Here is a 13,760-nt window from a genome sequence, read left to right as displayed (position 1 = left end):
CTCATGACGATCACGTACCAGAACACGCTCGACTTTGCGCGGGCACAGGACGCCGCCGATCCGTTGCGCGTCTTCCGGGAGGAGTTCATATTCCCGCAACACGCCGGGAAACCAACCGTCTATTTCACCGGGAACTCCCTGGGGTTGCAACCCAAAGCAGCGGCTGCGGCGCTGAAGCAGGAGCTCGACGACTGGAGCGTGCACGGGGTTGAAGGCCACTTCAACGCCAAGCATCCATGGTACAGCTACCACGAAGAGCTGAACGCCAGCACGGCACGCCTCGTTGGTGCACTGCCGGAGGAAGTGGTGGTGATGAACCAGCTCACAAGCAACCTGCACTTCCTGCTCGTTTCGTTCTACAGGCCGAAGGGCAAACGCGTGAAGATCCTCACCGAGCAGCGCCCCTTCCCCAGCGACACTTACGCCTTTGCTTCACACATCGAGTACCATGGGCTTGTTGCCGAGGAGTGCTTGGTGGAGATGAAACCCCGTGCTGGCGAGCACACCTTGCGCCAAGAGGACATCGTTGCGCGGATCAACGAACTGGGCGATGAACTGGCGTTGGTCTGTTTCGGCGGAGTGAACTTCCTCACCGGGCAGGCGTTCGACATCAAGGGCATCACAGCGGCGGCGCATGCGGTAGGCGCCATAGCGGGCTTCGACCTGGCGCACGCAGCCGGCAACCTGCTGTTGAAGTTGCACGATGACGGTCCTGACTTCGCGTGCTGGTGCAGCTACAAGTACCTGAACAGCGGCCCGGGCGGCGTGGCCGGGGCCTTCGTGCATCAGCGCCACCTGGGCAAGGACTTGCCGCGCTTCGCAGGGTGGTGGGGCCACGATAAGCACGAGCGGTTCAAGATGGAACGCACCTTCAAACCGATGCCAACTGCGGAAGCATGGCAGGTGAGCAACGCGCCTGTGCTGCCTATGGCGGTGCACCGCGTGGCGCTGGAACAGTTCGACCGTGCGGGCATGGAGCGCTTGCGCGCGAAGAGCATCGCACTGACCGGTTACTTGCGCTGGATCATCGAGGGCATCTCCGCCGCGCATGGCAACATGTTCAACATCATCACGCCGAAGGACACGGCGCAGAACGGAGCGCAACTCTCCATCCTCGTCAATGGCGATGGCCGTGGTATCTTCAAACGACTGACCGAGCGCGGAGTAGTGTGCGACTGGCGCGAGCCTGACGTACTGCGTATGGCACCCGTGCCGATGTACAACAGCTTCGAGGACGTGTTCCGGTTCGGCGAAGCGTTGAAAGCAAGTTTGTCATGAGCAAGATCACCATAGTAGGCGGCGGTTTGGTCGGCAGCTTGCTGGCCATCTTCCTGGCAAAGCGCGGTCACACGGTACGCGTGTACGAGCGTCGCGGCGACCCGCGCAAGACCGATGTGTACGCAGGCCGCAGCATCAACCTCGTGGTATCGCACCGCGGCTGGACGGCTCTGCGGGCGGCCGGTGTGGAGGAAGCGGTGAAGGCCATCTCCGTGCCCGTTTACGCGCGCATGGTCCACGATGCCAGCGGTAACCTGAACCGCGTTCCGTACAGCATCGACAACCGCGCCATCTACAGCGTAAGCCGTGGCGAGCTGAACCGTCGCCTGCTCACCGAAGCAGAGAAGTTCCCCAACGTGTCCTTGTACTTCGACCACAAGTGCGCGGACGTTGACCTGTCGCGAGGTGAATGCACGTTCGAACACCAGGGCAAGCCCGTGGTCGTTCCGGCGGATGTCGTCTTCGGTGCTGATGGCGCGCCGAGCGCTGTGCGCCAGAAAATGATGGGCCAGCGGTTCACCTACTCGCAGGAGTATATCGAACACGACTACAAGGAGATCGCCTTCCCATCGAACGCTGATGGCTCACCGAAGATGGACCCGCACTGCCTGCACATCTGGCCGCGCCGCTGGTTCATGCTGATGGGCCTGGCCAACCAGGACGGCGGCTTCACCGGCACGCTCTTCATGCCCAACACGCACACGGAGAACGCGCCCGGCTTCGATACCGTGAAGGCGGAAGCACAGGTGACCGCCTTCTTCGCGCAGCACTTCCCCGACGTGCCCGGGCTGATCCCCGATGTGGTGCAACAATACATGCGCAATCCACAGAGCACGCTGGCCATCATCCGTTGCAACCCGTGGACGATGAACGGCAAGGTGGCACTGATTGGCGACGCGGCACATGCCATCGTCCCGTTCTATGGTGAAGGCATGAACGCGGGCTACGAGGATTGCAAGGTGCTGAACGATCTGCTCAACGAACACGGCGACGACAACTGGCCGCTGGTGCTGGAGCGTTACGGCAAACTGCGCAAACCCAACGGCGATGCCATTGCCGACCTGAGCCTGCGCAACTTCGTGGAGATGCGCGACCTGGTGGCCGATCCTCGCTTCCTGCTGCGCAAGAAGATCGAAGGCCACCTGCAGGCCAAACACCCGGACCAGTGGCTGCCGCTGTACAGCCAGGTGAAGTTCAGCGACATCGAATACAAGGATGCCTGGCGCGAGGGCCTGCGCCACGACCGCATCATGGAAGAAGTGCTGGCGCTGCCCGGCATCGAAGAGAAGTGGCAGAGCGAAGAGGTGGAGAAGAAGGTGATGGGGATGGTTAAGGGCCCCATATGAGATTCCGGTTGTGCTTTGCGTTCAGTTTGCTCTTACTTGGTTGCAGCCGGAGGGCAACAACGCTGGAGTTGCAGCTATGTGCGCGGCATCGTTTTCTGTCTCCTGCGGCAGGTGAAGAATTGTTGCTTGCATGCAATAGGTCCTACCTTTTTCGCAAGCATGATGTTGTGATATCAAAAGGTAGCTGGGGCGTGTTCCATTCGGATTGGGGGGACTATGTAGAGATGGTCGACTCTGGGACCAAGGCGACATTTCAATTTAGATGGAATGAAGGTTGCATCCATTTCAACCACCCTGGCTCGAATTGGGAGAGCCGTGACTTCTGCACCGATCCCGACCGAAAACCTTAAAGCGCAGTCCACAAAAGGCCTGTGCACACGCCACTATCTTTGCTTGACCACTGGAAGTCATGACCACCTCCGCGCTCATCACCAAGCTGAAGAAGAAGATCACCAAGGAGACGGACAAAGGCATCCTCAAGTCCATCGACATCCTGTTGAAGAACGACACGGATGAAGCGCGTGAGCAGCGTAGAATGACCGAGAAAGCACTCCTTTCCGAGTGGGCCACCGCCAAAGGTGATGTGGTGCCCTGGGAAGAGGTCCGCACCAAGCTCCAGTCGAAGATCGACAAGAGCCGTGCGTCCAAAGCGAAACGGCAATAGCGGGCATGAAGGTCCTTCTCACCAAGCTGGCCGCAGAGGATCTGGAGCGGCATTGGGATTTCATGTTGGAAGCGTATGACGAGAACTACGCCCAACGAACGCTCGACTTGCTGGATGATGGAATGCGGTTCCTTGCCAAGCATCCCGGCGCAGGTCAGTTCGAGATCCTATTGGATCATCTCGGCAAAGGCCACAGGCGATGGGTGGTCGGGAACTACAAGTTGATCTACCTCGTCGTTGAAGACCGGATAGTGATCACCGACATCTTCGATGCGCGGCAGCACCCGGGCAAGATGCGTGGCTGATCGCACCTCCCCCCGTTGACACTTTCCCCCGGCCCTGGCGCGTTATGGTCCAGACGTCCTTCACCTTCGTTGCATGAAGCGTGTGCTTGCCCTTCTCCTGTGCCTTCCGCTGCTCCTTGAGCTCTCCGCCCAAGGCTTCGCAAAGCGCAAATGGCCCGACCTGATCCCGCTGGACGGTAAGATGAAACGCGGCGGGCTCTACTTCGCGCCGGGCATCACCTACGCGCTGGCCAACGCCAAGGACCGCGAGGAGGAGGTCTTCCGCGCGGGCGACACCAGCTACACAGCGATATACGACCCCAACGGCCGCATCGGGCTCTACCTGGAGGCCGGCTGGTTCCATGCCACACGCGATCCCGTCATCCTGGACTACTGGGATTTCGGCATTGCCTACAAGCAACTCAAGGGCACCGAAGACTTCACCGGCATCCTGCAGCGCGGCGACAGCATCGCCACCATAGCGGGCAGCGGCGCATTCCGTGATCAGTATCTCACCGTGCACGTGAACGCGAACAAGTTTTTCCAGACGGGCCGGTACCAGTTCGTGCAGCTTTCGCTCGGCGCGAACGGGGATCTCGACATCGGTTCGCGGCGCGCCCATACCGGCGACCCCATCCTCAATCGGCAGGAGTATCCGCCCAGCATCATAGCACAGGCCCACCTCAAACTGGGGTACGGCTTCAAGATGACGCAGCGCTTGTTCGTCATTCCCGCCATCGAAACACCAGTGTTCAGCGTACTACCGGAGGACCAGGGCTTCGGGCAACTGCAATGGTTCAGCAGTCCTTACCGGCCGCTCATCCTCAGCATCCGCTTCCTTTTCCTGCGCTATCCCAACGGGTTCGATTGTGTGCCGGTGAAGAACAACGAGTTCGAACGGCACAAGGTGGTGAACCCGCAGTACGAGAGGCCATAGAGGGCAGGTGAACACCACAGAGGCACAGAGAGCACGGAGCCTCACAGAGTATTCAGGGCGCCAAATGGAGGGTTCGCCAAAGGCGGAATGAGGGACAGCAGCTCAGCCCTTCACGAACGGGTTGGTACGCCGTTCCTTGCCGATGGTGGTAGGATCGCCGTGGCCGCTGTACACGATCACTTCGTCGCCGAGCGGGTACATCACCTCGCGGATGCTCTTGGCCAGCACATCGAAGTCGCCGCCCGGCAGGTCGGTGCGCCCAATGCTGCCGTTGAACAGTACATCGCCACTGACCACGAAGGCCTCACCCCTGCCCTCGGAGCCTGTCCGGAGCGAAGCCGAAGGAGTGGAGAGGGGGTTATGGTATAGGGCGATGTGACCCGGTGCATGCCCAGGCACGAACAGGATGTCCAGCTTGTCTTCGCCCAAAGCAAGACTTCCACCGGGTTCCAGGAACACCTCCGGCTCGGGCACCGGGTCGCAATGGATGCCCCACAAAGCACCTTGATGCGGCGCGGCTTGGAGCAAAGGCAGATCGGCCTTGTGGACTTGCGGCTTCAGCCCGAACCGCTCAAGAACCCAAGCACAGCCCAGCACATGGTCGATATGGGCGTGGGTGAGCACAAGACGCACCGGGGTGATGCCGTTCTGCTCCAGCCAGTCGGCCAACTCCTGCTCCTCATGCAGTTTCCAGCAGCCCGGATCCACCAGGATACCCTCACTACCGTTGTGCACCACGTAGGTGTTCTCCTGGAACGGATTGAAAGTGAAGGAGCGGACCGTCAGCATTGCGGAAATATGACCCAACTTCGCGGGGTCCTGCCCGGGAAAGGGTGGCCAAAGTTGCATCGCACAAGGCGTCCATGAAGTTGTTTGTCCGCACGTTCTTCGTTCTCGTTGCCCTGCTCACGGCAACGGTCTCACAGGCGCAGTTCTACAACGGCAGTCGCCAGCAGTTCGGCAAGAACCGGGTGCAGTACCAGGACTTCCTTTGGCAGCAGTACAAGTTCGGTGCGCTGGAAACCTACTTCTACAAGGGTGGCCGTGATGTCGCACGCTATACTGCCATCAGCGCGCACAAACACCTGAAGGACCTGGAGCGCGTGTTCGACTTCGCGCTGGACGAGCGCCTTCAGTTCGTGGTGTACAATTCGCTCACCGATTTCCGCCAGAGCAACATCGGCCTGAGCAACGAAGAGCAGTTCAACATCGGTGGGGTGACGCGCATCGTGGGCACCAAGATCTTCGTGTACAACGAGGGCGACCGTGCACTGCTGGACAAGCAGGTACGAAGCGGCATTGCGCAAGTGATGCTGGACCAGATGATGTACGGCGGCAACTGGCGCGAGGTGATCCGCAACAGCACACTGCTCAACCTTCCCGAGTGGTACACCAAGGGCCTTGTGGACCATGTGGGACGCGGATGGGACGCGGAGACCGAGATGCGTATCAAGGACGGCGTGCTCACCGGCCGCTTCGACAAGTTCAACCGGTTGGAGGGCGATGAAGCAGCACTGGCCGGACACATGATCTGGAGGTACGTGAGCGATGTGTACGGCGAGAGCGTGGTGCCCAACATCCTGTACATGACCCGCGTGAGCCGCAACGCCGAGAGCGGCTTCCTATTCGTGCTGGGCGTTAGTCTGAAAACACTGAGCGAGGAGTGCGTGGCCTACTACCGCGATCGCTTCACCGAGCAGGACCGCTTGCGCAAGCCGTTGGTGTTCGACGAGTTCCCCATGAAGCACAAGCGCACCATCGCCTATACGCAGTTCGAAGTAAGCCCCAACGGGCGGTACGCGGCGTGGGTGAGCAACGAGCTCGGGCGTTACAAGGTTTTCGTGTACGACATCAGCAACAAGAAGCGCACGGTGATCGCGCGCGGCGAGCACCGCCTGAACCGCATCATCGACAAGAGCTACCCCGTACTGGCTTGGCACCCCGGCAGCCGTGGCCTCAGCTACATCGTGGAGCGCAAGGGCGAACCGTTCATGCGCACATACTCGCTCGATGACAAGAAGACCACGGTGAAACCGGTGCTGAACGTGGAGAAGGTGTTGGACCTCGCCTACAGCCCTGACGGGCAGACCATCGTCTTCAGCGCAGTGCGCGAAGGCCGCACCGACCTCTACCTGCACTACATCATCGGCAACCGGCAGGAACAATTGACCGACGACCAATGGGACGACCTCGACCCGCGCTTCACCAGTGATGGCACACAGCTCATCTTCAGCAGCGATCGCACGGACGACACCTTGCGGGCGAACGGTGATGTTGCGCTTACGGCCGGTATGAAGGACATCTTCCTCTACGACCTCGACACGCGCAGCCTCCTGCTCACCCGCCTCAGCAACACACCCAGCGCCAACGAGACCAGTCCAGCGGCTTTCGACAGCGCGAGCTACACTTACCTGAGCGACGCGGGCGGCACCATGAACCGCTGGCTGGTGCGCTACGACAGCGCCGTGAGCCACGTGGACACCACCGTGCACTACCGGTACTTCACCCGCAACGAACGAGTGACTGACTTCAACCGCGGCGCGCTGGACCAGGAAGTGGACGCGCGCGGTGGCCGGTACAGCGAACTGTTCTTCAGCGAGGGCAAGTACCGTTTCCACGTGGGTCGCACCGATGAAGGACGAACCGCGCAGCAGAACGCCACGGATCCCGGAGCCCCCGATCCGCGCGGCACGCCCGGTGGCGGTGCGGTTACCGACGATATGAGCCCTGTGCTGAAGGTGGATCCACTGGTGCCACGCGTGGCCAAGCCCGATGAAGTGGACGTGAGCAACTACCGCTTCTTGGGCGAGACCGATGCCCCGGCAAATGGTAGCGGCACCAACACCGCAGGCAACACCGTGATGGACCAAGGCGGCACCGTTGTCGCGCGTGTTGATTCCGCACAGAAGGCCTTCGCCTTCCCCGAGCAGCGCAACTACAACCTGAACTTCACCACCGACGAGGTGCAGAGCCAGGTGGACAACAGCTACAACAACGGGTTCTACCAACCCATAAACGGTGCGGACAACTTGAACCCCGGCCTGAGCGGCCTGATCAAGATGGCCGTGAGCGACCTGTTCGAGGACCACAAGATCGTGGGCGGCTACCGGCTTGCGTTGGACTTGAACAACAACGACTGGATGCTCCAATACATCAACCTGAAGCGGCGGGTGGACAAGGACATCACGTTCACGCGGCAGGCGATACAATCGTTCATTGGGTTCAACGTCGTGAAGACGCACACGCACGTCTTCACGTATCGGATGACCTACCCCTTCAATGAACTGAGCAGCGTGCGGCTCTCGCTCATTGAGCGGTACGACCGGCGTGTGTTCCAGAGCACAGACCTGTTCAGCCTGCAGGAACGCAACCAGTACGACATCACCTCCGGGGTGAAGCTCGAATATGTCTTTGACAGCAGCCTTCCGCGCGGCCTCAATCTCTGGACCGGCTGGAAAGCCAAGCTCTTCGGTGAGTACTACAGGAGCGTTGACGAGAACACAGGTGAGATGACCGTGCTCGGGCTGGACCTGCGCCACAGCCTGCGCGTGCACCGCGAGATCATCTGGGTGAACCGGTTGGCGGGCAGCAGCAGCATCGGCGCTCGGCGTGTGCTGTTCTTCCTCGGTGGCGTGGACAACTGGCTCTTCCCGCGCTTCGACCCCAGCATCCCCATCGACTTCACGCAACCCTATTTCTACCAGGGCCTATCAACCCCTGTCCGCGGCTTCTTCTACAACGCCCGCAACGGTAACAGCTTCGGAGTGCTCAACAGCGAACTGCGGGTGCCGATCTTCCGCTGGCTGATGAACCGGCCCATCCGCAGCGACTTCCTGCACAATTTCCAGGTGGCCACCTTCGTCGATGCCGGTGCAGCTTGGACCGGTCCGGACCCATACAGCAGTGAGAACACGTTCAACACGACGACCTACGAGAACAACCCGCTCACCATCACGGTGGACAATCAGCGGGAGCCGATCGTGGCAGGCTACGGCTTCGGGCTGCGCACCCGCTTGCTGGGCTACTTCGTCCGCACCGATTGGGCGTGGGGCATCGATGATGGTGTGATCCTCGACCCAGTTTTCTACTTCTCCTTGTCGCTGGACATCTGACAAGTCTAAAGTCCAAAGACCCAAGTCCCCAGCTTCAAGCATCCAGGAACGCATGTCGACCTCGACCATTCTGCTGTTGGTCCTTACGGGATTGTTGGCAGGCACGCTGAGCGGCTTCGTCGGCGTCGGCGGCGGCATCATCATGGTGCCCGCATTGGTGTGGTTGCTGGGCTATAGCCAGCACCAGGCACAAGGCACCAGCTTGGCGGTGCTCGTACTGCCGGTGGTGTTCCTGGCCGTGTGGAACTACCACAAGCAATACCCGATCGACTTCAAAGCCGTTGGCATCATCGCCGTGGCCTTCATGGCGGGCAGCTGGATGGGCAGCAAGGGTGCGTTGGCGCTTTCACCGGAAGCCGTGAAGAAGGTGTTCGGTGTGTTGATGATCGTTGCGGCGCTGAAGCTCATCTTCGGCAAGTGATCGCACACATCAAGGAAACCGTTGAGCGCTTGCAGCCCGAGCTGGTGCGCATGCGCCGCCACATGCACGCGCACCCTGAACTGAGCTTCCAGGAGCGCAGCACGATGGCGTGGATCGCGCAGGAACTCACCGAGGCTGGCATCGTCCACCGCACGGGGGTCGCTGGAACCGGTGTCATCGCCACCATCCACGGGGAAGGCGGCGCCGGGAGCAGGACGATCGCACTTCGTGCCGACATCGACGCCCTGCCCATCAACGAACAGAACATCTGCGACTATCGCAGCACGAACACCGGTGTGATGCACGCTTGCGGCCACGATGCGCATACCACAATGGTGCTCGGCGCCGGGCGTGTGCTGCATGCCCTGCGCGGCTCATGGAAAGGCACCGTCCAACTTGTATTCCAACCCGGCGAGGAGAAGATCCCCGGTGGTGCTTCGCTGGTGTTGAACGAGAGCGCTTTCGGCGCGCGGCTTCCTGATGGCATCCTCGGTCAACATGTGACACCGGAACTGCCCAACGGCAAGCTCGGTTTCCGTGCAGGCCCGTTCATGGCCAGCAGCGACGAGTTGTACGTGACCGTGCGCGGCAAGGGCGGGCACGCGGCTCAACCCGAGCGGCTTATCGATCCCATCATGATCACCGCGCGGCTGCTCATACAGCTGAAGGAGGAGTTCGCCGCGCGTTATGCGGGCCAAAAGACCGTGCTGGCCTTCGGGCGCGTGGAAGCGCTCGGCGCTACGAACGTTGTGCCGAACGACGTGAGCATCGCCGGGACTTTGCGCGCGTTCGATGAAGCGCTGCGCACCGACATGCACACGTGGTTACCGGTACGGGCTAGTGCCATCTGCTCAGCCATGGGCGGTGCTTGCGACTTCGAGGTGCGCAAGGGTTATCCCGTGGTGGTGAACGATGAAGCGTTGACGGCGCGCATGCAACGCGTGGCCGAGGCGCTCATCGGTGCGGAGAACGTGGTGCTGATGGACCAGCGCATGGGCAGCGAAGACTTCGCCTTCTACACGCATGCGATGCCCGGGTGCTTCTTCCGCCTTGGCACCGGAGCGCCGGACGAAACGGCACCGCGCGGGCTGCACACGCCCACCTTCGACATTGACGAACGCGCGTTGTCCATAGGCTGCGCCATGATGGTGGCTGGCGCGTTGGCGGAACTCGGCTGAGGCTTACGCCTCCTGCGTCACGTAGTCTTCCACCGGCGGGCAGGTGCACACCAGGTTGCGGTCGCCGTATGCGTTGTCCACTCGGCTCACCACCGTCCAGTACTTCCACTCGCGCTGGGTATGCGTGGGGAAAGCGGCCTGCTCGCGGCTGTAAGCATGCTTCCACTCGTTGGCGCATACTTCCTCGTTGGTGTGCGGCGCGTTCTTCAGCACGTTGTCCGCCTTGTCGGCGGTGCCATCGGCAATGGCGGCGATCTCCTTGCGGATGCCGATCATCGCTTCGCAGAACCGGTCGAGCTCACTCTTGCTTTCGCTCTCGGTGGGCTCCACCATCAGCGTGCCCGCAACGGGGAAGCTCACTGTGGGCGCGTGGAAGCCGTAGTCCATCAGGCGCTTTGCGATGTCCTCCACCTCCACCCCGGCAGTACGCTTGAACTCGCGGCAGTCGAGGATCATTTCGTGGGCCACGGTGTTGTTGGTGCCCGCGTAGAGGATGGGATAGTGCTTTTCCAACCGCGCCTTGATGTAGTTGGCGTTGAGGATGGCGTTTTCCGTAGCTGCGGTGAGACCAACGCCGCCGAGCATCTTGCTATAGCCGTAGCTGATGAGCAGGATGAGCGCGCTGCCCCACGGTGCGCTGCTCACGGCACCGATGGCGTTCTCGCCACCCGTCTTCACCAGCGTGTGGCCGCTGAGGAACGGCTTCAGCTTGTCGTTGACGCAGATGGGGCCCATGCCGGGGCCACCGCCGCCGTGCGGTATGGCGAACGTCTTGTGCAGGTTGAGGTGGCAAACGTCGGCGCCGATCTCACCGGGACTGGTCAGACCGACCTGGGCGTTCATGTTCGCGCCGTCCATGTACACCAAGCCGCCGTTGGCGTGGATGATGCCGGTGATCTCCTTGATGGTCTCCTCGTACACACCGTGCGTGCTCGGGTACGTGACCATGAGGCAGCTGAGCGTGTCCTTGTAGTGCTCTGCCTTGGCCTTCAGGTCGGCCACATCCACGTGACCCTCCTCGTCCGCCTTCACCACCACGATGTTCATGCCCACCATGGCCGCGCTGGCGGGGTTGGTGCCGTGCGCGCTGCTGGGGATGAGGGCAACGTTGCGCTGCTTGTCGCCGCGAGCATGATGGTAAGCGCGGATCACGAGCAGGCCCGCGTATTCGCCCTGAGCGCCGCTGTTGGGCTGCAGGCTCACACCGGTGAAGCCGGTGCACTTGGCGAGGATGTCGCTCAGTTCGGTGAACACCTGTTGGTAGCCGCCTGCTTGCTCCACCGGAGCGAAAGGGTGCATGTTTGCCCACTCCGGCCATGTGAGCGGCATGAGGGTGCTGGCGGCGTTCAGCTTCATGGTGCAAGACCCGAGCGGTATCATGCCGTGCGTCAGGCTGAAGTCACGGTTCTCCAAGCGCTTGATGTAGCGCATCAGCTCCGTCTCCGTGCGGTGCGTGTTGAACACCGGGTGGGTGAGGTACGCACTGCTCCGTTGCAAGTCGGCGGGCACTGCGAGTGAAGCGCCGTTGAGGCTGGTGGCACTGGCCTTCTTGCCGAGCGCTTCCGCCAACGCGGCCAGCACATCGTTCGCATCCTGCTCGCGCACGGTCTCATCGAAGGACACGGACACGCTGTCCTTGCCGTAGCGCAGGTTGATACTGCGCTTCCCCATGGCTTCGCGCACCTTCTTCACGTCAATGCCGCCAATGGTGATAGTGTCGAAGAACGACGCGTTCACCAACGTGCAACCGAGCGCCTTCGCGCCTTCGGCCAATGCGCGCGTGGCGCTATGCGTGCGCTGCGCAATGCTCTTGAGGCCATCGGGGCCGTGGTACACCGCGTACATGCTGGCCATTACGGCTAGCAGCGCCTGCGCCGTGCAGATGTTGCTGGTGGCCTTGTCGCGGCGGATGTGCTGCTCGCGCGTTTGCAGTGCCATGCGCAACGCGCGTTTGCCGCGGCGGTCCTGGCTCATGCCGATGATGCGGCCGGGGATGACGCGCTTGAATTCGTCGGCGCAGGAGAAGAAACCTGCGTGCGGACCACCATAGCCCATGGGCACACCGAAGCGCTGGCTGTTGCCTACGCATACATCGGCGCCCCACTCGCCCGGAGGTGTCAGGAGCGTGAGGGCGAGCAGATCGGTGCATACCGCCACGCGCACACCGGCTGCCTTCGCCTTGGCAACGATGGCGCGCAGGTCGTTCACGCTGCCATCGACGGCGGGGTATTGAACGATGATGCCGAAGAAGCTGCCATCGGCATTGAAGTCCTTGATGTCACCGTGCACGAGCTCAATGCCCACGGGCACAGCACGCGTGTGCAGCACATCGATGTTCTGCGGGTAGAGGCTCTTGTCCACGAAGAACTTGTGCGCATTGGCCAGCTCCTTGGGACGCGCGCTGTGCAGCAGGAACATGGCCTCGGCTCCAGCCGTGGCCTCATCCAGCAAGCTGGCGTTGGCGATGGGCAGCGCGGTGAGCTCGCTCACCATCGTTTGGAAGTTGAGCAGCGCTTCCAGGCGGCCTTGGCTGATCTCCGCTTGGTAAGGTGTGTAGGCCGTGTACCAACCGGGGTTCTCCAGCACGTTGCGCTGGATGGCCGGCGGCACCAGCGTGCCATGGAAACCGAGGCCGATGTAATTGCGGAACAGCTTGTTCTTCGCGCCGAGGGCCTTCATGTTGGCCAGGTGCTCGTGCTCGCTCAGGGCATCGCCGGTGGCCAAGGCACCCTTGGTGCGGATGCCGCTGGGAACGGTCTTCTCGATGAGGGACTTCACGCTGGGCTCGCCGATGGTCTTGAGCATGGCGGCGGTCTCCTGTGCATCCGGGCCGATGTGGCGCTGCTGGTAGTTGGCTGACATGGTTTTGTCGTAGGGGCGGCGAAGATAGAAGGGGGTGCGGGCGGGGACGGGTGAGGGAGGTCAGGAGGATGGCGGCTTTTTCACGCGTACGTATCGGATCCAGGTCTGCTCATCCACGAGCCGCCCCGGGTGCTCACAATCATCCACGGCATTGTGTACTTGTGCGCCCTTTGGAGGGCCTTTGGGTTCCGCACACCCTAACAAGTGCCTTTGGGCGACAAGGCGGCCCTGAAACTGCGCATACGTTTTTCCGAAGGAAATGAAACTCAAAATTGAGGTGCACAACATTGTACTCAAGTGTCAAGTTAAGGTTGGCAGCGAAGTGTTCTGGGCGATGGTGTACTTGCTGCATCAACTCCTGACCTATACCTGAAGAACGGTCCGGCCGGCGGCGGGTTGCACTTTGCACTTACGCTGTTGGCACCTATCGGCTCCAAAGCGGCATCGCACTCGGGCGTATCAGCCCACGTACCTGAGCCGCATGAGCAACAAGGAGCTGGTGGCTGAACTGGAACGATTGCCGGAAGATGGCGCCCGTTCCACCTTCGACCTGTCGCGCGCAGCAGCGGGCACCTACACGCTGCTGTTGGTGCGCGAAGAGCGCGTGCTCTACCACCGCTTCGTGCTGCGTTGAGGCGATCGTTCCCCATCGGCCTGCTGATCGACTTCTACCTTGTG

11 protein-coding genes are annotated in these 13,760 nt (G+C 61.4%); 9 read left to right on the top strand and 2 right to left on the bottom strand.

Annotated features, from left to right (window positions below):
- The first annotated feature begins 3 nt into the window (after nucleotides 1-3).
- The 5 genes from kynU (at nucleotide 4) to IPJ76_12585 (ending at nucleotide 4,509) form a co-directional block, all read left to right on the top strand.
- A complete protein-coding gene (gene kynU / locus IPJ76_12605; protein QQR85445.1) occupies nucleotides 4-1,278 on the top strand; it encodes a kynureninase in 1,275 nt (424 codons plus the stop codon).
- Nucleotides 1,275-2,624: an FAD-dependent monooxygenase gene (locus tag IPJ76_12600; protein ID QQR85444.1), complete on the top strand. Its 1,350-nt coding sequence runs from the start codon at nucleotides 1,275-1,277 to the stop codon at nucleotides 2,622-2,624. Before kynU ends, IPJ76_12600 begins: the two co-directional genes overlap by 4 nt.
- Nucleotides 2,625-3,033: 409 nt before the next feature.
- A complete protein-coding gene (locus IPJ76_12595) occupies nucleotides 3,034-3,288 on the top strand; it encodes a hypothetical protein (protein ID QQR85443.1) in 255 nt (84 codons plus the stop codon).
- 5 nt (nucleotides 3,289-3,293) lie between these two features.
- The gene (locus tag IPJ76_12590) at nucleotides 3,294-3,593 is read left to right on the top strand and encodes a type II toxin-antitoxin system RelE/ParE family toxin (protein QQR85442.1); all 300 of its coding nucleotides are present in this window, start codon (nucleotides 3,294-3,296) and stop codon (nucleotides 3,591-3,593) included.
- Between the two features lie 73 nt (nucleotides 3,594-3,666).
- On the top strand, nucleotides 3,667-4,509 hold the full coding sequence (locus IPJ76_12585; protein ID QQR85441.1) for a hypothetical protein: 843 nt from the start codon (nucleotides 3,667-3,669) through the stop codon (nucleotides 4,507-4,509).
- A gap of 102 nt (nucleotides 4,510-4,611) precedes the next feature.
- Here the strand turns inward: IPJ76_12585 and IPJ76_12580 are convergent, their stop codons facing one another.
- Nucleotides 4,612-5,295, bottom strand: coding sequence for an MBL fold metallo-hydrolase (locus IPJ76_12580; GenBank protein ID QQR88460.1), 684 nt, complete (start codon nucleotides 5,293-5,295; stop codon nucleotides 4,612-4,614).
- Nucleotides 5,296-5,372: 77 nt separating this feature from the next.
- On the opposite strand from IPJ76_12580, the gene IPJ76_12575 reads away from it, so the two are divergent.
- The 3 genes from IPJ76_12575 to IPJ76_12565 are packed head-to-tail and all read left to right on the top strand — an operon-like array spanning nucleotide 5,373 to nucleotide 10,220.
- Entirely contained in the window at nucleotides 5,373-8,621 is a 3,249-nt protein-coding gene (locus IPJ76_12575; protein ID QQR85440.1) for a PD40 domain-containing protein, read from the top strand.
- A 52-nt stretch (nucleotides 8,622-8,673) separates the two neighbouring features.
- Complete coding sequence (locus IPJ76_12570; protein QQR85439.1) at nucleotides 8,674-9,042, top strand: sulfite exporter TauE/SafE family protein; 369 nt, start codon at nucleotides 8,674-8,676, stop codon at nucleotides 9,040-9,042.
- Between the two features lie 50 nt (nucleotides 9,043-9,092).
- Nucleotides 9,093-10,220 (top strand): amidohydrolase, encoded by a 1,128-nt coding sequence (locus tag IPJ76_12565; protein ID QQR88459.1) that lies wholly within the window; start codon nucleotides 9,093-9,095, stop codon nucleotides 10,218-10,220.
- 3 nt (nucleotides 10,221-10,223) lie between these two features.
- Here IPJ76_12565 and gcvP read toward each other — a convergent pair whose 3' ends face one another.
- Complete coding sequence (gene gcvP / locus IPJ76_12560; protein QQR85438.1) at nucleotides 10,224-13,082, bottom strand: aminomethyl-transferring glycine dehydrogenase; 2,859 nt, start codon at nucleotides 13,080-13,082, stop codon at nucleotides 10,224-10,226.
- 481 nt (nucleotides 13,083-13,563) lie between these two features.
- Between gcvP and IPJ76_12555 the strand changes: the two genes are divergently transcribed.
- The gene (locus tag IPJ76_12555) at nucleotides 13,564-13,716 is read left to right on the top strand and encodes a hypothetical protein (GenBank protein ID QQR85437.1); all 153 of its coding nucleotides are present in this window, start codon (nucleotides 13,564-13,566) and stop codon (nucleotides 13,714-13,716) included.
- Nucleotides 13,717-13,760 lie beyond the last annotated feature (44 nt).

This window comes from Flavobacteriales bacterium, from assembly GCA_016699575.1.
Classification (GTDB): domain Bacteria; phylum Bacteroidota; class Bacteroidia; order Flavobacteriales_F; family PHOS-HE28; genus PHOS-HE28.
This window is presented reverse-complemented; position numbering and strand designations above follow the sequence as displayed.

What these genes read in the sequence shown, in the direction of transcription:
- IPJ76_12590 (QQR85442.1), top strand. Translation starts at nt 3,294, where the DNA reads ATGAAGGTCCTTCTCACCAAGCTGGCCGCAGAGGATCTGGAGCGGCAT.
- IPJ76_12570 (QQR85439.1), top strand. Translation starts at nt 8,674, where the DNA reads ATGTCGACCTCGACCATTCTGCTGTTGGTCCTTACGGGATTGTTGGCA.
- IPJ76_12555 (QQR85437.1), top strand. Translation starts at nt 13,564, where the DNA reads ATGAGCAACAAGGAGCTGGTGGCTGAACTGGAACGATTGCCGGAAGAT.
- gcvP (QQR85438.1), bottom strand. Translation starts at nt 13,082, where the DNA reads ATGTCAGCCAACTACCAGCAGCGCCACATCGGCCCGGATGCACAGGAG.
- IPJ76_12565 (QQR88459.1), top strand. Translation starts at nt 9,093, where the DNA reads ATGCGCCGCCACATGCACGCGCACCCTGAACTGAGCTTCCAGGAGCGC.
- IPJ76_12595 (QQR85443.1), top strand. Translation starts at nt 3,034, where the DNA reads ATGACCACCTCCGCGCTCATCACCAAGCTGAAGAAGAAGATCACCAAG.
- IPJ76_12585 (QQR85441.1), top strand. Translation starts at nt 3,667, where the DNA reads ATGAAGCGTGTGCTTGCCCTTCTCCTGTGCCTTCCGCTGCTCCTTGAG.
- kynU (QQR85445.1), top strand. Translation starts at nt 4, where the DNA reads ATGACGATCACGTACCAGAACACGCTCGACTTTGCGCGGGCACAGGAC.
- IPJ76_12575 (QQR85440.1), top strand. Translation starts at nt 5,373, where the DNA reads ATGAAGTTGTTTGTCCGCACGTTCTTCGTTCTCGTTGCCCTGCTCACG.
- IPJ76_12600 (QQR85444.1), top strand. Translation starts at nt 1,275, where the DNA reads ATGAGCAAGATCACCATAGTAGGCGGCGGTTTGGTCGGCAGCTTGCTG.